At 74.0% G+C, this 18753-nt stretch carries 14 protein-coding genes; 5 read left to right on the top strand and 9 right to left on the bottom strand.

Going from position 1 to position 18753, the window contains the following annotated elements:
• Positions 1-33: 33 nt before the first annotated feature.
• Positions 34-261 carry a 50S ribosomal protein L31 gene (gene rpmE / locus ABT369_RS27745; RefSeq protein WP_350616226.1) on the bottom strand — a complete coding sequence of 76 codons (228 nt, stop codon included), beginning with the start codon at positions 259-261 and terminating at the stop codon, positions 34-36.
• A gap of 187 nt (positions 262-448) precedes the next feature.
• Between rpmE and ABT369_RS27750 the strand changes: the two genes are divergently transcribed.
• From ABT369_RS27750 to ABT369_RS27765, 4 genes are all read left to right on the top strand, one after another.
• A complete protein-coding gene (locus ABT369_RS27750; protein WP_350616228.1) occupies positions 449-1522 on the top strand; it encodes an RNA ligase in 1074 nt (357 codons plus the stop codon).
• Positions 1523-2425 (top strand): phosphatase domain-containing protein, encoded by a 903-nt coding sequence (locus ABT369_RS27755; protein ID WP_350616230.1) that lies wholly within the window; start codon positions 1523-1525, stop codon positions 2423-2425.
• A gap of 264 nt (positions 2426-2689) precedes the next feature.
• A complete protein-coding gene (gene fxsA, locus ABT369_RS27760) occupies positions 2690-2950 on the top strand; it encodes an FxSxx-COOH cyclophane-containing RiPP peptide (RefSeq protein ID WP_350616428.1) in 261 nt (86 codons plus the stop codon).
• Positions 2951-3403: 453 nt separating this feature from the next.
• Positions 3404-4177 carry an aKG-HExxH-type peptide beta-hydroxylase gene (locus ABT369_RS27765; RefSeq protein WP_350616232.1) on the top strand — a complete coding sequence of 258 codons (774 nt, stop codon included), beginning with the start codon at positions 3404-3406 and terminating at the stop codon, positions 4175-4177.
• A gap of 803 nt (positions 4178-4980) precedes the next feature.
• On the opposite strand, the gene fxsT is transcribed toward ABT369_RS27765, so the two are convergent.
• A complete protein-coding gene (fxsT, locus tag ABT369_RS27770) occupies positions 4981-8667 on the bottom strand; it encodes an FxSxx-COOH system tetratricopeptide repeat protein (protein WP_350616234.1) in 3687 nt (1228 codons plus the stop codon).
• Positions 8664-10052 (bottom strand): VMAP-C domain-containing protein, encoded by a 1389-nt coding sequence (locus ABT369_RS27775; RefSeq protein ID WP_350616236.1) that lies wholly within the window; start codon positions 10050-10052, stop codon positions 8664-8666. The genes fxsT and ABT369_RS27775 overlap by 4 nt, the downstream gene beginning before the upstream one ends.
• 223 nt (positions 10053-10275) lie before the next feature.
• Between ABT369_RS27775 and ABT369_RS27780 the strand changes: the two genes are divergently transcribed.
• Positions 10276-10623, top strand: coding sequence for an STAS domain-containing protein (locus ABT369_RS27780; protein ID WP_350616238.1), 348 nt, complete (start codon positions 10276-10278; stop codon positions 10621-10623).
• A gap of 102 nt (positions 10624-10725) precedes the next feature.
• On the opposite strand, the gene rho is transcribed toward ABT369_RS27780, so the two are convergent.
• The 6 genes from rho to thrC form a co-directional block, all read right to left on the bottom strand.
• On the bottom strand, positions 10726-12858 hold the full coding sequence (gene rho / locus ABT369_RS27785; RefSeq protein ID WP_350616240.1) for a transcription termination factor Rho: 2133 nt from the start codon (positions 12856-12858) through the stop codon (positions 10726-10728).
• 937 nt (positions 12859-13795) lie between these two features.
• On the bottom strand, positions 13796-14692 hold the full coding sequence (thrB, locus tag ABT369_RS27790) for a homoserine kinase (protein WP_350616242.1): 897 nt from the start codon (positions 14690-14692) through the stop codon (positions 13796-13798).
• A 350-nt stretch (positions 14693-15042) separates the two neighbouring features.
• Complete coding sequence (locus ABT369_RS27795) at positions 15043-15273, bottom strand: type II toxin-antitoxin system antitoxin (protein WP_350616244.1); 231 nt, start codon at positions 15271-15273, stop codon at positions 15043-15045.
• Positions 15274-15282: 9 nt separating this feature from the next.
• A complete protein-coding gene (locus ABT369_RS27800; protein ID WP_350616246.1) occupies positions 15283-16134 on the bottom strand; it encodes an SPFH domain-containing protein in 852 nt (283 codons plus the stop codon).
• Positions 16135-16346: 212 nt separating this feature from the next.
• On the bottom strand, positions 16347-17558 hold the full coding sequence (locus tag ABT369_RS27805) for an MFS transporter (protein WP_350616248.1): 1212 nt from the start codon (positions 17556-17558) through the stop codon (positions 16347-16349).
• 142 nt (positions 17559-17700) lie between these two features.
• Positions 17701-18750, bottom strand: coding sequence for a threonine synthase (gene thrC, locus ABT369_RS27810; RefSeq protein WP_350616250.1), 1050 nt, complete (start codon positions 18748-18750; stop codon positions 17701-17703).
• Between the last annotated feature and the right edge of the window lie 3 nt (positions 18751-18753).

The raw sequence follows: 18753 nt of genomic DNA on the forward strand, positions 1-18753 counted from the left end.
TTGCGGGGTCGTGGACGGGCGCCGGAAGCGCAGCTACTTGCCGGCCTTCTGGGCCTGGACCTTCGCGTACTTCTGCTGGAACTTCGCGACCCGCCCAGCGGTGTCGAGCACGCGCTGCTTGCCCGTGTAGAACGGGTGGCAGACCGAGCACGTCTCCACGTGGATCTGCCCGCCCTTGGCGGTGCTGCGGGTGGTGAAGGAGTTGCCGCAGGAGCAGGTGACCTCGGTGGTCACGTACTGCGGGTGAATGTCCGGCTTCATGGCCGTGGTCCTTTCGATCAGTCGGTCGCCGGGTCGCCACATGGACGTGAACCGGAACCTGAGTTGGCCGTCGGTCAAGTCTGCCATGTCGTCCGCACAGCTCTTTGACCGCCCCGCACAACGCGCCACACCCTGGCCGTATTCCCGTCGCGAGCGGTGGCGCGCCGCGCCTACGCTGTACCGCGCTATGGGCCTCCACATCGATGAACTCTGCGACCCGAAGCTGCTGGCCGACATGGTCGGCGGCGGGTACATCCGCACCCAGACCCACCCCTCGCTGCCGCTGCTGATCCACAACTACACGGAGAAGACGCAGTACGAGAACGTGTGGAACGCGGCCACCCTCGCGTGCCGCGGCCTCGTCGTGGCTCGCGACGGGCAGGTGCTGGCGCGGCCGTTCACGAAGTTCTTCAACCACGGCCAGCCGGGCGCCCCGGAGCTCGACCTCGAGGGCCCCGTCGCGGTGACGGACAAGGCCGACGGCTCGCTGGGCGTGCTCTTCCCGACGCCGGACGGCTGGGCCCTGGCGACCCGCGGCTCGTTCGACTCCGAGCAGGCGCGGCACGCGACGGCGGTGTTCCGGGCACGGTACGCCGGCCGCTTCGAGCCGCCCGCGGGCCTGACGGTGCTGTTCGAGATCATCTACCCCGCCAACCGGATCGTGCTGGACTACGACGGCCTCGACGACCTGGTGCTGCTCGGCGCCGTGGACATCGCGACCGGCCGCAGCCACGGCCCGGACGCGGTGCCGGGGTGGCCCGGGCCGGTGGTGGAGTCGTTCTCGTACCGCACCCTGGCCGAGGCCCTCGCCGCCCCGCCCCGCGACAACCGGGAGGGGCTCGTGGTGCACTTCACAGGCCCCGACACCCGGGTGAAGATCAAGTACACCGAGTACGTGCGGCTGCACCGGATCGTCACCGGCCTCAACCCTCGGGTCGTGTGGGAGGCGATGCTCGCCGGCCGGCTCGACGAACTGCTCGAGCCGCTGCCGGACGAGTTCCACGCGTGGGCGAGCGACGTCGCGGCCGGGCTCACGGCCTCGGTGGCGGAGCTGACCAAGGCCGTCGAGCAGGAGTACGCACAGGTCGTGGCGGTCCTGCCCGAGGGCTGGACGCGCAAGGACTTCGCGTTCGCCGTGGCCCGCAGCCCTCGGCGCGGGTGCCTGTTCCTGCGCCTGGACGACAAGGACTACGGGGCTCTGCTGTGGCAGCAGGTACGCCCTACAGTCAGCGCCACCGAGGACGACGGGAAGGCCGAGTAGATGGCGACGCTCACGATCACCCGCGGCCTGCCCGCGTCGGGCAAGACCACCTGGGCCAAGCAGCAGGAACACCTCGTGCGGATCAACCGCGACGACCTGCGCCGCATGATGCACGGCGGCCGCGTGGCCGACGACGAGCGGCGCGGCCGGGCCGAGCGCCAGGTCACGGAGGCGCACCACGCCGCCGTCGAGGCGCTGCTGCGCGGGGGCGCCGACGTGGTCTGCGACGACACGAACCTGCGCGGCCGCGTGGTGCGCGAGTTCGCCGAGCTGGCCGCGAAGTGCAAGGCGCACTTCACCGTCCGCGACTTCACCGACGTGCCCGTGGAGGAGTGCGTCCGCCGCGACGCCCTGCGCACGGGCGAGGGGCACGTCGGAGAGGCCGTGATCCGGTCGATGCATCAGCGGTACCTCGCCGGCCGGTCGCTGCCGCTGCCCCTGCCGGTGCTCGACGAGACCGTGGGCGTCGCCTACGAGCCGCCGCCGGACGCGCCGCGCACGGTGCTCGTGGACATCGACGGCACCGTGGCGCTGTTCAACGGCCGCAGCCCGTACGACATGTCCCGCGTCGGCGAGGACCTCCCCAACGAGCCCGTGATCGCCGCGGTCCGGGCCATGCACGCCGCCGGGCACGAGATCGTGTTCTGCTCGGGCCGCAGCGACGACTGCCGCGCCGACACCGAGGCGTGGCTCGCCGAGCACGTGGGCGTGCCCTACCGCGGGCTGTTCATGCGCCGGTTCGGCGACCAGCGCCGCGACTCGATCGTGAAGGCGGAGATCTTCGAGCAGGAGATTCGCAGCCGGTACCACGTGATCGGCGTGTTCGACGACCGCCAGCAGGTCGTGCGGATGTGGCGCGCACTGGGCCTGACGGTCTTCCAGGTGGCCGAGGGCGACTTCTGATCTCTTCCAGGTGGCCGAGGGCGACTTCTGATCCGAACGGGCCCCAGGGCCCCCGCATTGCCTCCGCCGGGCGAATTCCGGTGGTCGCCTGCGAAACCTTTCCGGCCACCAACTATTTTTTGCACGTGCCGTCCGCGGCGACGCACGTCGATTGCCGCGTACGGCCCGTTCATGCAGAATTCCCGGGCCGCGACGCCAACCGCGGGCGGGCGGAAGGGCGTCGTGGATGATAGACATAGGTGACGCCCAGTGAAGGCAGGCCTTGTGCGGGATGGTAGCAAAACGGACACTCCGGACCGGCTGCACGCGACATTGACCGACCTTTCGGGCAATCCGGACAGCGGGTTCGAGCCCGGCTTACCCGACCTGGATGCGCTGCGTGACGGACCGGTCCTGAATGCGTTTCGTGATCCGGCCCGCCTGGCCGCCCTGGGCAACGGTGTCCTGGCTCACACGATCCGCCGCGTGCTGGGCGAGGTCGACGAGCCCCACGAAACCGTCGCCGGCTTCAATTCGAGCATCTGACCGGGCCGAGCCCTGAACACCCCCACCCCCTCGCCAGGAGCGCGCGCCCTGGTCATCGGCCCCGAGGACCTGGACGAACTCGCCACCGGCCGCGGCGGCGAACGGGTCCTGGACACCCTGCGCGCGGGCCAGATCACCAAGCACGTCCTGCTGGTCCGCGAGGTCGCCCACGCCGCGCGCGACCGGGCCCCCGAGGCCGCGCACGTCCTGGCCGCCGCCGACGCCCAGAACCCCGCGGCCACGAGGGCGGTCCTCGGCCACCCCCAGGTCGGCGCGTGGGCCATCCACTGCCTGACCGGCCCCGCGACTCCTGCGGACCTCGACCACCTGCACGGCGTCGCGGCGGCCGCGGCGCTGGCCGCGGGCCTGGACGCCACCTGGACCGCCCCCGCCCCGAACGGCCGCCTGTCGATCCCGGCGCGGGGCACGGCCCTGGTCGACGGCCCGGCCACGGTGACCGTCTCGCCGTCCGGCCTGTCGGTCGCCAAGGCGTCGGCCTGGCTGCCGCTGCTGCGCCTGGAGGCGGGCCCCCTGCGGCTGTACCTGGACGACCTGGACCCCTACCGCGGCGTCTACGACCTGCCGCTCACGGACCGCCTCCCGCCCGACGAGGCCGAGCGGTGGCGAGCGGACACGGCCGCGGCGGGCGCACTGCTGGCCGCCCACCACCCCTGGCACCTCCGGTCCATGTCCCGCTGCCTGACCTCGGTGGTCCCGCTGTCCGCGGCGGGCCGCAGCGCCACGTCCCGCGACGCGTTCGGCGCCGCGGCGCTGGCCCGCCCGCCGGACCCGCGCCGCCTGGCGGCGGGCCTGGTGCACGAGCAGCAGCACGGCAAGCTCAACGCCCTGCTGCTCTTCCACGACATGCTGCGCCCGGACCCGCCGGCCCGCCGCTACTACGCCCCGTGGCGCACCGACCCACGCCCGCCGGGCGCCCTGCTGCACGGTTGCTATGCCCATCTCGCCATCGCGGACTTCTGGCGCACCGAGTACTCCCGCACCGCCGACGACACCGCCGCCTTCGAGTTCACCCGCTGGCGGGTGGCCGTGGCCGAGACCCTGGAGACCCTGCACACGTCGGACGCCCTGGGGCCGGCCGGCCGCCGCTTGGTCGACGGCATGCGGGCACGGCTCGACTCCTGGCTGCCGGACCGCGTCTCCGCGATCCCGCGGCAACGGGCGCTGGCGGCTCTGGCCGCCCATCGGGCCGAGCACGCCGTCGCCTGACCCGTACCGGAGCTCCGCCCACTCAGCGCACCACGCCCACACCAGCCGCCGGCCCGCCTTGCTGCGCCACGCCCACACCAGCCACCGGCCCGCCACCCCAACAACGGTCCCGCGCCGCCGCGATCCGACCGCCCTCGCCACCCATCAGCCCGTGCACGCCGTCGCCCGACCCCTGGCACCAGACCTCCGACCGCCTTCCGCCGCCCGTGCCAGCAGCCGGCCCGCATCACCGCACCACGCCCAGGGCCGCCGCCCGCTCCACCCCCGCAGCGCCCGGAAAGCACCGCCACCCGCCTCGCCGTCAACCACCGCGCCACCCGCCCAAGCCACGCCCGCCGCAGCCCCAGCACCCGGGCCCTGGCATCGCACCGAGGCCGCCGCCCGCCCACCGGATCGCCCACATCGGCAGCACGGAGGCCGCTGCCACCCGCCCCGCCGTCGACCACCACGCCGCCCGTCCAAGCCACGCCCGCACCCGCCCGGCCCACCACAGCACGGAGGCCACCGCCAACCTCCGCGCCACCCGCCGACGCCATACCCGCCGCACTCCCAGCCGCGGCCGCCGGGCCCTCACCGCCGAGACCGCCGCCGCCCACCCACCGCGCCGCGCCGAAGCGCCCCCGATCCGTCCGCCGAGTCGCCGACCGCGGCCCTCACCAACCTCATCGGATCGAGCGGCCCGATCGGTTCACGAGCCGAACGTCAGACCAGAAAATGCCCGCGAAACGGATTTATCGCCCCGCAGGCGAAAAATCCGAAATATCTGGTGAGGAACGAGCCGGATATTTCGCGACCAACCGAACTCAGGTCGCCGGCAGCTCGATATCGAACTCGAGCCGCCGCCCGGCAAAGGCCGTCTGCGTAGCCGGATGCGTATCACCAAGCCGCCGCCGCAACGCCTCAGCCGCCGCCGCCACACTCCCCCGATCCTCCCCGGCAGGATGCGCCGCGCGCAGATCGAGCGCGTGATTGAAGCCCGCGACCAGCAGCGCCGGATGCTGGGCCCCAAAAGCGGACTGCGCCACGCGGACCGTGTCCTTCGAGGCGATCACGGCCCCGGCCGTCTGCCCGGACTGGGCAAGGTCGGAGGCATAGCCGATGGCGCAGGCGACGGAGAACGGATGCTCGGCCCCGACGGAGTGAGCGAGGCCCACGAGCGCGTGCCGGTCCAGCTCCGCCGCCGCAGAGGGGTCGCCCTCGGCGCGCAGGGCGGCGGCGAGCGCGGCCTGGGCCGCGTGGGTGAACGGGTGCTTCTCGCCGAGGATCGCGGCGAAGCCGTCGGCCGCCTGCTGCGCCGCCGTGCGCGCGGCCGCGAACTCGCCGCTCGCGCGGACGCAGTTGGCGTAGGTGAGGACGGCGGAGAGGGAGTCGGCGCTGTGGTCGCCGAATTTCTCGAGCCACAGCGCCATCGTCGCCTCGGCCTCCTTGCGCGCCCGGGGATAGACGCCGGCGCGGCGCAGGGCCATCGCGAGGTACCGCATCCCGGTGAGCACGCCCGGGTGGTCCTCCCCGAACGCCTCGGCGTGCACCGGGAGGGCCTCGGTGAGGATCTCGATCGCGACCTCGTGCTCGCCCAGGCCGAAGCGGTTGTGCGCCAGGCTGACGAGCGACCACAGCGTCTCCGGGTGCGGGTGGGGCAGCACGCGGCGGCGGTGCATGAGGGTCTGCTCGTCGATGATGCGCGCCTGGCGGAAGTCGCCCAGCAGGCGCATGTCCACCGCGAGGTTGTTGGCGCAGCGCAGGGTGCGCGGGTAGGCCTCGCCGAAGAGCCGGCGGTAACGGTCGAGGTTGTCCAGGTCGACGTTGCGCGCCGCCACGAACTCGCCGCGCAGGCGCAGGTCCGCCCCGACGCTGTTGGCGGTCATCAGCGTGCTCTCGTCGTCGTCGCCGAAGACATTGCGCAGGGTGGCCAGCGTCTGCTGGTTGAGCTTGGCCGCCTCGGCCGCGTCGCCGCCCGCACGCATGGCGTTGGCGAGGTGGTAGGCGGCCGCGAGGGTGTCCTCGTGCTCGTCGGTCAGGGCGAGACGCCAGCGGTCGTACGCGTGCTGGGCCACGGTACGGCTGCTGTCATGGTCGCCGCGCACGAACAGGAAGCGCACGTAGTGCAGCATGAGCTGGCGGGACTCGTCGGTCCCGCCGGCCAGCAGGTCCGAGTAGAGCAGGTGCGCGCTGAGCTCCTCGTAGCGCGGCCAGCTCGACGGGTCGTCCGGGATCGCCGGGTCGGCCGCGGTGAGCACGTCGTGCGCGGCCTGCTGGTAGATCGGGTACTCCTTGACCCCCAGCCGCTCCAGCAGCAGCAGCTGTCCGAGCCGGTGCACCTGCACCGACTGCAGTGCCGGGTCGACCTGCGCCAGCCCGAACTGGGCGAGCTCCCGCAGCGCCGTGCGCAGGGCCTTCTCCACGCGCACGAGGGCGCCCAGCGGGGCGGGCAGCCCGGCGCCGCGGCTCTCCCACAGCACGTTCCACGACACCGGCTCGCCGGCCAGGAACGCGCACACGTCCAGCAGCCGGGCGGCGCCGGGGTTGCGCTCGGCGAGCTCGGCGTAGGCGAGGTTCCACGTGACCACGATCGGGCTGGGGTACTCCGGCCGCTCCGTCGTGCCCCCCATGTCGCGGCGCAGCACGTCGTACCGGTCGAGGTACTCCGTCGCCGCCCAGCCGGTCGCGTGCTGGGTCGCCGCGGCCTGCTCCATCGCCATGGGCACGTCGCCGAGGCGCGCGGCGAGCGTGTGCGCCTGCGAGCCGCTGATCGCCGGCGTGCGGCGCCGCAGCAGCAGCACGCTCTCCGCCCGCGTGAACGCGCCGACCTCGATCACGTGGCCCATCTCGGCCCAGCGCGGGTTGCGGGACGTCACGAGCACGTGGCCGGTGCCGCGGGGCAGATAGGGCTCGATGTCCTCCGGACGGCTCGCGTTGTCGAAGATCAAGAGCCAGCGATGGTACTGCGACCCGCGCTCGAGTGTCTCGCGCAGCAGTTGCAGCGTCCGGTTGAGGTCGCCGCTCTCGCGGATCTTCAGGGCCCGCGCGAGCCCGGCCAGGGCCACCCGCATCGGCGCGACCTGCTCGGCCGGCACCCACCAGACCAGGTCGTACTCCCCCGCGTACCGATGCGTGTACTCCAGCGCCAGCTGGGTCTTGCCCGTGCCGCCGAGGGAGTGCCGGGCGTCGGGCAGCAGCGCGACGAGGCCGGTGTCGAGCTTGCGCCCGATCTCGTCGAGCACCGCGTCGCGGCCGACGAAGCCGGAGTTGCGCGGCGGCACCGCGTTGCGCACCTGCTGCGGTGTCTTCACGTGCACGTCCCGCTCCCCCGCCGCCGTCGCCGCACCCGTCGCACCGTCCCACCGCTCGGCCGCCGCATCGGCGAACTGCGCCACCACATCGATCTCGGTCACCCTGCCGTCACCGTCGGCGTCGCCACCTCCGGCCAGAAGGCCAGAACTCGCCGCCGCCGTGTCCGCCGCGGCCGCATCGGCAACGGCCGGGCGCCGCAGCCGCTCGGCCAGCTCCGCGTGGGCGCCGCCGAGCGCGCGCAGCACCGGGGCGGCCGCCTCGGTGAACGCCGGGCCCAGGGCCGCCAGGGGCCGGGGGTCGCCGGCGACGACGGCCGCGTCCAGGTCGGCCGGGCCGAGGTGATCGGCCACGAGCCGTACCACCGCCAACGCCTCGGCGCCCTCCAGCGCCGGCAGCAGGGCCTCCCGCACGCCGGGCCGGAAGTCGTAGCCGTCCCGGGCCACGAGCAGGCCGCTCAGGAACACCTCGGCCAGGTGCTCCGGCCGCGCCCGCCCCAGCCGCTCCTGCTGCACCAGGCGCATGACGGGCACGGTGAGCGGGGCGGCGGCGAGGCGGGCGGCGAGGCGGTACGCGGTCGGCGAGGCCGCGGCGCGGAAGGCCCGGACCCGCCGCTCGGGGCCGCGCGCCGGCTCGGCGTCGGCGGGCTCCGCACCGAGCCGCCCGGTGAACAGCGCGACGCCCGGCACCGTCTCCGGCGCCCCGGCGACGAGCGCGGCCCAGGGCCCGAGCCAGCGCGGGGCAAGCTCCAGGACCGGGATCGCGACGCCGGCGTGGGCCGGATCGAACCGGCGGTCGGACACCTCGGCCCGCAGGCCGGCGTTGGCGGCGGCCGGGCCGGGCGCGCTCAGCCGGACGCGGTGCACCGCGGCGCGGGCGCGGGGCCACATGCGGGCGGGCAGGAGTTGCAGGATCGCGGTCGGGCCGGCCCGGCCGAGGCGCTCCAGCAGCGGGGCCAGCGCGCCGTCCCAGGCCGGGCCGACGCCGTCGGTGACGACGAGCGTGACGCGCCGGGCGGGCGGCAGCTCCAGGCCGGGCTCGAGCGTCCACTCGGCGACGGGCGGGCCGCCGAGGCCGTCGAGCGCGGCGCGCAGCTCGGCCAGGACCGGCTCCCACAGCGTCAGGGACGCTCCCGTGTCGACCAGCAGCGCGAGCTCGTCGAGGCCGAGCGCGGCCAGCGGGCGCAGCGCGTCGAGGTTCATCGCCGCTCCCCCGCTTCGCCGGGCGGGCGCCAGCGCAGCGCAGGATCCTCGGGGCGGCGGCCGGACTCGTCCCACAGCAGCGCGAGATGGGTGCCCGGACGGGATTCGGTGCCCGGGGCGCGGGCGGCCTCGCGGCGCAGGCGCAGTACCAGACCAGGAATCTCGGCGACGCTGGACACCTCGAGGATCTCGTCCAGTCGCCCGGCCGCCCGCGGGTCGTAGCCCGGCCGGCACCAGACCGCGACCGGCAGGCCCATCGTCAGCGCCACGCCGAGCTCGTCGGCGGCCAGGCCGGGCTCCTCGCCCGGCGGGAACTCCTGCATGAAGCAGATCCGCGGCTCCTCGGCGAGCTGCGCGCCCAGGGCCGCGAGGGCGGGCTCGGGCCGGTCGAGGAAGAAGACGGCCTTCGGGTCGCTGAGGTGGCCGTGCGCGCGCAGCCGCTTGGACTTGCGGCTCCAGTTCGCCCGCAGCGCCGGGTCGGCGGCCCGCTCCCACGAGCGCAGCACGACCGAGTGCCGCGCGCCGAGCGGCAGCGGCTCGGCGCCGAACGCGGGTCCGACGGGCCACTGGTCGACCGGGAGGTTGCCGAGCGCCTTGGGCAGGATGCACTCGACGGCCAGCTCGTTGGCGTCGGAGGCGTGCGCGGCCAGGACGGTCGCGAGCCGGCGGTCGACCTCGGCCGGCAGGTCCGCCTCGGCGATGACGGTCTCGGCGGCGGCGAGCGCGATGCCCGGCGCGCCGTCCTCGCCCTGGACCCAGGCCCAGACCAGGAAGCCCTCCTCGAGCCGGTCGCGCTCGATGCGCAGCACGAGGATGGTCCGGGAGGCGCGGCCGGCGCCCGGGGTGAGCGCGGCCAGCCAGTCGGCCGGGGCGCCGGTGCGCGCGAGGTGCTCCTCCAGCCAGGCCCGCAGCTCGGCGCGCAGCCCCGCCCCGGCCTCGGCGGCGAGCGCGGCGACGAACGCGAGCAGCGGCGGCGGCTGTTCGGGCGGGCGCAGCAGGCCCTCGAGGTGCGGCAGGAGATCGGAGGCCGTCCCGCCGACGGGCCGATCGGGTCCGGCCGGGCCGACGGCCGCGCGATACGGGCCGGCGACGGGCAGGTGGGCGGCCTGGGCGGTCAGCGCCAGCAGGCGCCGTCGTTCCGCGGGCAGCAGCAGCGGTACCGGTACGGCGCGCAGCTGTCTGCGGAAGTCCTCGTCGAGCCGATCGCCCAGCGCGTGCAGGGCACCCGGGATGCGGGCGCACCGGTCCAGGAACGTCTCGGCGTCGTCGGATCCGCCGATGGGCAGGCCCAGCTCGGTCTCCAGGGCGGTGCGCAGCGACGGCAGATCCCGGCCCCGCAGGCCTTCGGTCATCGCCGTGAGGACGGACCCGCCCAGGATGCTCAAGGCCGCGCCTACCCTTCGTCCGCGGCGCCGGGGCCGGCCCGCACGCCAGGGGGCCCGCCCACTCCGATCTGCGTCACCGTACGCCAGAGAAGCGTCACTGAAAACCCGCGTATGCGTTGGGGTTTGTACGCCTGTCTATGAGCCTGACGGTCTATGCGTGCGAAAGGGTCGGATTGTGGAGCCCCCGATGGCCGGCCCGGGCCGGACGCCCGATACTGCTCGTGTGGCGGAAATCCCCATCCGCGCCCGGCGCGAGCCCGACGGCGGCACGGTGCTCGCCGTGCGCGGCGAGGTCGACGTGGCCACCGCGCCCGCGCTGCGCGAGGCGATCGTGCGCGCGGTCGACGGCCGCCCGGCGCGCGTGGTGATCGACCTGGCCGCGGTGTCCTTCATGGACTCCAGCGCGCTCGGGGTGCTGATCAGCGGATATAAGTACGCGCAGGGCGCCGGCGTGGCGATGGTGCTCGCGAGCCCGGGGCCCGGGGTGTACCGGCTGCTGCGCACGAGCGGCATGGTGGAGATCTTCGAGGTCGTCGACCCGCCCGACCCGTCCACCGAGATCCGCGGCTGACCCGCTCGCCGATTCTCGACGCGGACGCCGCGTCCACCGATTCGTGGCTGAACATGCGGATGCCCCCGGAGCGGCTCGCTCCGGGGGCATCCGCGTTGCCGCCTACTCGCCCGGTGTCGTCTGGGCGATCTGCATGAGGAACTCGACGTTGGTCCGGGTCTTCTTGAGCCGGTCCAGCAGGAGGTTCAGCGCCTCCTGCGAGTCGAGCGCGTGCAGCACCTTGCGCAGCTTGATGACGATCGCGAGCTCGTCCGGCGCGAGGAGGATCTCCTCCTTGCGCGTGCTGGACGGGTCGATGTCGATCGCCGGGAAGATGCGCCGGTCGGCGATCTTCCGGTCGAGCTTGAGCTCGGCGTTGCCGGTGCCCTTGAACTCCTCGAAGATGACCGTGTCACCGGTGGAGCCGGTCTCGACCAGCGCCGTGGCGATGATGGTCAGCGAGCCGCCGTTCTCGATGTTGCGCGCGGCGCCGAGGAAGCGCTTCGGCGGGTAGAGCGCCGTCGAGTCGATACCACCGGACAGGATGCGGCCGGAGGCGGGCGACGCGTTGTTGTAGGCGCGGCCGAGCCGGGTGATCGAGTCGAGCAGCACGACGACGTCGTGGCCCAGCTCCACCAGGCGCTTGGCCCGCTCGACGGACAGCTCCGCGACGGTGGTGTGGTCCGACGGCGGCCGGTCGAAGGTCGAGGCGATGACCTCGCCCTTCACCGAGCGCTGCATGTCGGTGACCTCTTCGGGCCGCTCGTCGACCAGCACGACCATGAGGTGGCACTCGGGGTTGTTGCGGGTGATCGCGTTGGCGATCGCCTGCAGCACCATGGTCTTGCCGGCCTTCGGGGGCGACACGATGAGCGCACGCTGGCCCTTGCCGATCGGCATCACCAGGTCGATGACGCGCGTGGTCAGGATGTGCGGCTCGGTCTCCAGGCGGAGGCGGTCCTGCGGGTAGAGCGGGGTGAGCTTGTAGAACTCGGGGCGGCGCTTGGCCTCCTCCGGGTCCATGCCGTTGACGGTGTCGAGGCGCACGAGCGGGTTGTACTTGTCCCGCCGCTGCTCGCCGTCGCGCGGCTGGCGCACGGCCCCGGTGACCGCGTCGCCCCGGCGCAGGCCGTAGCGCTTGACCTGCGACATGGCGACGTAGACGTCGTTGGAGCCGGACAGGTAACCGGTCGTACGCACGAACGCGTAGTTGTCGAGCACGTCGAGGATGCCCGCGACCGGCACGAGGACGTCGTCCTCGCTGACCTGCGGCTCGTTGCCGCCGCGCCCGCCGGTGGGGGCCTCGGCGCCGTCGCGGTCGCGGCCCCGGCGGCGGTCGCGGAACCGGCTGCGCCGCCCGCGACGGCCGGTGCCGTCGTCGTCGCCCTCGTCGTCGACGAAGCCGCCGCGCTGGTTGCGGTCCCCGCGGTCGCCACGGTCGGCCCGCTCGCCGCGGTCGGCGCCGTTGCGCTCGGCCCGCTCGGCGCGGTCGCCACGCTCGGCCCGGTCACCGCGGTCGTTGCGCTCGGCACGCTCGCCGCGCTCGGCCCGGTCCCCACGCTCGGCACGCTCGGTGCGCTCCGCACGCTCGGCACGGTCACCGCGCTCGGCGCGCTCGCCGCGCTCCGCCCGCTCGGTCGTGCCGCGCTCGGCCCGCTCAGTGGTGCCGCGCTCGGCACGCTCAGTGGTGCCGCGCTCCGCCCGCTCGGTGGTGCCGCGCTCGGCCCGCTCCGCGCGCGCGGCGCGGCTGGGGCGCTCGGCCCGCTCGGCGACCGGGGCCTCGGCGGCGGCCGGCTCGGCCGTGGCGGTCTCCTCGCGCGCGGCCCGCGGCTCCGGCGGACCCGCGGCGCGGGTGGCCCGACGAGGGGAACGGGCCGGCGGCTCGGTGACCTCGGTGGCCGAGGGCCACTCCGCCTCGGGGGCCTCGGTGCGGGCCCCGGCGGCCGTGCTGCGCGACCGGGTGCGAGTGGGGGCCGCGGTGGCGGTGGCCTTCGCCTCGGTGGCCTTCGCTTCGGTGGCGGGGCGCGAGTCGCCCGCCTGACGCTCCTGGATGGCGGTGACGAGCTCGCCCTTACGCATGCGAGCCGTGCCGGAGATGCCCAACGAGGCGGCCAGGCTCTGCAGCTCGGGAAGCAGCATGCCGGCCAACCCCGTGCCAGAGCGCCGCCGACGCGTCGCGCCGGCCTCGGCGCCGTCGGCCTCAACCGCGGTGCGGTCGGTGGAGACATCCGACGTGACGTCGGTGGTGTCGCTCAATGGATTCCTTCCCTCGTTAGGTTCCGGGGCCGGCCCGTTCTTCGACTGTGGTGGCCGGGCGGCCCGCGGGTGCTCCCCGCCGCCGTCTTGCGCATTGCGGTGTGGAGGTCGTGCGTTGCCCCGTATCCGGGGGTGGTGCGTGTTCCCGCATCGACGGTGTGCCGGGGTCTTGCGTGCTCCCATCTCGACCTTGCGATGCGGAGTTTCCTGCTACTCCCCCGGATTCGACGTGCGACCGGGAGGGTGTTGCAGCGCTTTTGGCGGTGGGCCTTGACGCCACTCAGTGCGTCACCGGCCCAGCCGAGTGCGCGCGACCACAGGAAACGCGGGTTGGCGGCCGGGCGTGCGCAAGGGGTGCCACGGAATTCGGAGCACGCCGCCCCGCATGAGATCGCCGCACTGAGCGGCTGCTTAAGACTAGAGAGTAATCAACTCCGCCAGCCAGCGGCAACAGGGCCCCGCTCGGCGTGTTCCAGCGTACCCCATACCCGCTCACCGCCGGGCCGGACAGCCACGACATCGACAACGGCACATCGCGGCTCACCCGCCACCTTCGACCGGCCGCGGAGGCACACAGCCTCGGCTGCACACGGCCACGGCCGCACGGCTGCATACGGCCCACGGCCCACGGCTGCACACGGGGCCGCGGCGGCACACGGCCCACGACGGTGCAGGTCCCGCGGCTGCACACGGCCCGCGGACCGCGGCTGCACACGGCCGCGACTGGACACGGCCCACGGCGCGCGGCGGCACACGGGGCCGCGGCGGCACACGGCCCACGACGGTGCAGGTCCCGCGGCTGCACACGGCCGCGACTGGACACGGCCCACGGCGCGCGGCGGCGCACGGCCGCGGCTGCACGTGGCCAGCGGCTGGTGCACGACTCGCGGCTGTGCACGGCTCGCGGCGACCGGGTTTTCAGACTCTGCGGATCAGGTCAGTCGCCACCGAGCCGGGCACCGGTCAGGTCGACGTCGAGCGGGAGGACGCGCCAGCCCGCGACCGGCCGCGGGGTCCACGTGCCCACGCCGAACGCGAGCACGCTCGGGCCCGCGCCCGAGACCACGGCGGGCACGCCCTCGGCGCGCAGGCTCGCGACCAGGTCGGCGGTGCCCGGCATCCCCTCGGCGCGGTAGTCCTGGTGGAGCCGGTCCGCCGTCGCCGCGAAGAGCGCGCCCGGGTCGCCGGCGAGGGCGTGCACGAGCAGCGCGGCGCGCCCGGCGTTGAACGCGGCGTCGCCGTGCGGGACGGTCTTGGGCAGCGCCGCGCGCGCGACCTCGGTCAGGCCGCGCTCCTCGGGCACGAAGAGCACGGGGCGGATGTCCGGGGAGGGCTCCCGGCGTACGGCCACCGCACCCCCGTCCCCCGTCCACGCGATCGTGAAGCCGCCGAGCAGGCACGGCGCCACGTTGTCGGGGTGACCCTCGATCTCGTCGGCCAGCACCAGCGCGGCCGCGTCGTCCATGCGCTCGGCGCCGCCCTCGACCAGGGCCCGGGCCAGCACGACCCCGGCGACGATGGCGGCCGAGGAGGAGCCGAGGCCGCGGGCCTGGGGAATGCGGTTGCGGCACCGCAGCGCGAGGCCTGGGGGCTGCTCGCCGAGCACGGCGAAGGCGCGGCGCATCGCGCGCACGACCAGGTGGGTCTCGTCGGCGGGCAGGTCGCCCTCACCCTCGCCGCTCACCTCGACCGTGACGCCGGCGGCGGTGACCCGGGCCTCGACCTCGTCGTACAGCGTCAGCGCCAGACCGAGCGCGTCGAATCCGGGGCCGAGGTTGGCGCTCGTCGCGGGAACGCGCACGACGACGGGTCGGGGCAGGAAGGCCATACCCATCATCTCACCATGAGGACGGCGCGCCCATTTCCCGGGATCGCCACCGGTTCCCGGAATTCGCGCGAGCGGTGAGCACCCCGCCGCCCTACGCGAGCGGTGAACACGCCCGCCGCCCGCGCGACACGCCGCCGCCCCACGCGAATGGTCAGCACGCCGCCGGCCCGCATGAGCGATGAGCACCCCGACGCCCCACGCGAGCGGTGAACACGCGCGCCGCCCCGCGCGACACGCCGCCGCAAATGCGCGAACGGTCAGCACGCCGCCGCCCCCGCGCGAGCAGTGAGCACGCCGCCGCCCCGGCGCGGGCTTGGAGCCCAGCGGCCGGGGCGGCGGGGTCGAGCGGCACAGCCTCAGTCGCCGGCCTCCCCTTCGTCGCCGGCTTCGCCTTCGGCTGCGGGGTCGACGTCGGCGCCGGGCGGGGGCTGGCCGCGTTTCGGGTCGCGGCCCGCCTGGCGCAGGGCGAGGCGCAGGGCGAACTCGATCTGCGCGTTCACGCTGCGCAGGTCGTCGCCGGCCCACCGCGCGATCGCGTCGTAGACCTGGGGGTCCAGCCGCAGCAGCAGCTTCTTGCGCTCGGGCACGACGATCGATCAGGCGTAGAGCGTGCCGGTGTTGACCACGGGCTGGACGTTGCGGTCGCCGCAGAGCACGACGAGCAGGTTGGCCACCATCTGGGCCTTGCGCTCCTCGTCCAGCTCGACGACGTCGAGCTCGCTGAGCCGCTCCAGCGCGCTCTGCACCATCCCGACGGCGCCCTCCACGATTTTGTACCGCGCAGCCACGATCGCGCTGGCCTGCTGGCGAGCGAGCATGGCCTGGGCGATCTCGGGCGCGTAGGCGAGGTGGGTGATCCGCGACTCCAGCACCTCGACCCCGGCCAGCGCCACGCGCTCGCCCAGCTCGACGGTGAGCTCCTCGCTGACCACGTTGCCCTCGCGCAGGCTCGAGCGGCCGTCGTCGTGGGACTCGTAGGGGTAGCTCGTGGCGAGGTGCCGCACGGCCGCCTCGGACTGCACCGCGACGTACGAGATGTGATCGTCCACGCCGAAGGACGCCTTGAACGTGTCCGTGACGCGCCAGACGACCACGGCCGCGATCTCCACCGGGTTGCCGTCGGCGTCGGAGACCTTGAGCCGGTCGGTCTCGAAGTTGCGCACCCGGCGGGACAGGCGGCGCTTGGTCGTGAGCGGCACGGTCCAGTGGAAGCCGGCGTCGCCGATGGTGCCCACGTACCGCCCGAAGAACTGCATGACCCGGGCCTCGTTCGGGTTGACCACGGTGAACCCGGACAGGATCAGGGCCGCGAGCAGTGAGAGCAGGACGACGACCGCGACGCCGGCGTCCTCGGACAGCTGGGTGACGGCGGCGACGGCCCCGGCGACCAGGATGAGCAGCACGCCGAGCATCGCGAACCCGGCTACTCGAAACGCCCGTCGCTCCATGACTCCTCCAGGGGGGTGGCTATCGAAGTGATATCACCACGATAGCTCACCCGCGCAAGAGCCCGAAACTTTCACGATCTTCGGCTGAATCGTAAATATGACCTGTCAGGGTATAAATGCGATATGTCCGATCGCGAAGCGTCGGACATATCGGGAGCAGGGCGCCGCGCGCAGCGACACCAGCGACCAGCCCGCGGCGCACAGCTCGGGGGCTACTCCGTCGCAGGAGCCGGGCGGCGCAGCGACACCAGCGACCAGCCCGCCGCGTACAGCAGCGTCACCGCCCCGCACGCCGCGACCAGCACCCGCGGATCGGTGTGGTCCACGAAGACGCCCACCGCCAGCTGGCTGGCCGCGACCGAAAGGGTCGCCAGCATGAAGTCCGCGGCGAAGACCCGTCCCCGCAGCGCGTCGGGCACCTCCTCCTGCAGGACGTAGTTCGACATCATCCAGTTGCCGCCCGCGGCCAGATGCGCCAGCACCACGCCGGCGAGGGCCAGCGGAAACAGCGTCGTCAGGCTCACGCCGATGTAGGCCAGGCCGTACAGCGACATGGACAGGGCCAGCCCCGGCAGCAGCCAGGAGCGGTGGGACAGCACCTTCCGCAGGACCATCGGGCCGACCAGCGCGCCCAGGCCTCGGGCGGCGAAGAGCAGGCCGGTGCCCATCGGGCCGGCGCCCAGCGCGAGCGCCAGCAGCGGGAAGACCGTCAGGACGCCGTTGCCGAAGCCGACCGCGGACTTCACGGTCACCAGGGAGGCGATCCTCGGGCGGGCGCGGATGTAGCGCAGGGACTCGGCGATCGCGGCGAACGCGGGGGCCGGGGGCTCGGTGCGCTCCGCCTGCAGGGGGCGGCGCACGCGCCAGACCTGGAAGGCCGAGAAGAGCAGCAGGGCCGAGGCGATGACGAAGCAGGGGTAGGCGCCGAAGGCCTCCGACGCGATGCCGCCCAGCGACGCGCCGATCACGAGCATGGTGCCCCAGGCCGAGCCGGCGAGCGCGTTGGCCGCCGGGAGGTCCTCGGGGTCGACCACGTTGGGCAGGGCGGCCTGGGCGGCGGGCGTGAAGAAGGCCTTGGCGACCGCGATCGCGCCGACGGCCACCAGGGCGACCCAGGCCGTCGCGGGGGTGCGAACGAGCAGCAGGAACAGGGCGCACCCGGCCATGGCGAGGTCGGCGGCGATGACGATGCGGCGGCGGTCCACGCGGTCGGCGATCGTTCCCGTGAAGGGCAGCAGCAGCGCCGTCACCCCGGTGTCGGCGGCCAGCACGAGCCCGCCCCACAGGCCCGAGCCGGTCAGGTGGGGCAGCAGGGTGAGCAGGGGGATCATCACGAACCAGTCGGCGCCCAGGCCGATCAGGTCAGCGGTGAACAGGTTGCGGAAGTCCTTGTTGCGGGTAAGGACCGAAAGCGCTGGCGGCACCTGAACACACTAAAGGGTTTTCCGCTCTTGGCACCGCGCGGTCGCAGGGCCAGGGCCAGCGAATGCTGGGCCCCGGCCCGAGTCGCGCGGGAGCAACGGTCCGCAGGTGACGCGGACCGGGGCAAAAAGCTAGGCCAGAAACCTAGGCCAGGTCGAGGGCCTTCGCGGCGGCGAGGGGCTCGGCGGGGATCGTCGTCGGCGCGGGGGCCGTGGAGATCGCCCACTCCGGGTCCTTCAGCCCGTGGCCCGTCACCGTGCACACGATCGTCTGGCCGGGCTCGATGCGGCCCTGCGCGGTCGCCTGCAGCAGGCCGGCCACGCTCGCCGCGCTGCCCAGCTCCACGAAGACGCCGACCGAGCGGGCCAGCAGCCGGTACGCCTGCAGGATGTCGCGGTCGGTCACGGCGTCGATGAGGCCGCCGGACTCGTCACGGGCGTCGACGGCCTTCGTCCAGCTCGCCGGGTTGCCGATGCGGATGGCGGTGGCGATCGTGCTCGGCTCGCGCACCACCTCGCCCCGGACGATCGGGGCGGCGCCGGAGGCCTGGAAGCCGAACATGCGCGGGCGCCGGGTGGCGTTGCCGGCCTCGACCTCCTCCTTGTAGCCCATCCAGTACGCGGTGATGTTGCCCGCGTTGCCGACCGGCAGGCAGTGGATGTGCGGCGCGTCGCCGAGCGTGCGCACGATCTCGAAGGACGCGGTCTTCTGGCCCTGCAGCCGGTCCGGGTTCACCGAGTTGACCAGCGAGACCGGGTAGTCCAGCGACAGCTTGCTGGCCAGCGCCAGGCAGTCGTCGAAGTTGCCCGTCACCTGCAGCAGGCGGGCGCCGTGCACGAGGGCCTGAGCGAGCTTGCCGAGGGCGATCTTGCCCGTCGGCACGAGCACGGCGCAGGTGATGCCGGCCCGGGCGGCGTACGCGGCGGCCGAGGCCGACGTGTTGCCGGTGGAGGCGCAGATGATCGCCTTCGCGCCGTCCTCGACAGCCTTGGAGACCGCCACCGTCATGCCGCGGTCCTTGAACGAGCCGGTCGGGTTGGCCCCCTCGACCTTGAGGTACACGTCGCAGCCCGTGCGCGCGGAGAGCTCCGGCGCCGGCAGGAGCGGCGTGTTGCCCTCCTGCAGGGTGATCACCGGAGTCTGCGGCCCGACTGGGAGACGGTCCCGGAATTCCTCGATCAATCCACGCCACATGGC

The organism is Dactylosporangium sp. NPDC000244 (assembly GCF_040300725.1).
Taxonomy (GTDB): domain Bacteria; phylum Actinomycetota; class Actinomycetes; order Mycobacteriales; family Micromonosporaceae; genus Dactylosporangium.

What these genes read in the sequence shown, in the direction of transcription:
- fxsT (WP_350616234.1), bottom strand. Translation starts at nt 8,667, where the DNA reads ATGAACCTCGACGCGCTGCGCCCGCTGGCCGCGCTCGGCCTCGACGAG.
- thrB (WP_350616242.1), bottom strand. Translation starts at nt 14,692, where the DNA reads ATGGGTATGGCCTTCCTGCCCCGACCCGTCGTCGTGCGCGTTCCCGCG.
- ABT369_RS27750 (WP_350616228.1), top strand. Translation starts at nt 449, where the DNA reads ATGGGCCTCCACATCGATGAACTCTGCGACCCGAAGCTGCTGGCCGAC.
- ABT369_RS27800 (WP_350616246.1), bottom strand. Translation starts at nt 16,134, where the DNA reads ATGGAGCGACGGGCGTTTCGAGTAGCCGGGTTCGCGATGCTCGGCGTG.
- thrC (WP_350616250.1), bottom strand. Translation starts at nt 18,750, where the DNA reads ATGTGGCGTGGATTGATCGAGGAATTCCGGGACCGTCTCCCAGTCGGG.
- rpmE (WP_350616226.1), bottom strand. Translation starts at nt 261, where the DNA reads ATGAAGCCGGACATTCACCCGCAGTACGTGACCACCGAGGTCACCTGC.
- ABT369_RS27755 (WP_350616230.1), top strand. Translation starts at nt 1,523, where the DNA reads ATGGCGACGCTCACGATCACCCGCGGCCTGCCCGCGTCGGGCAAGACC.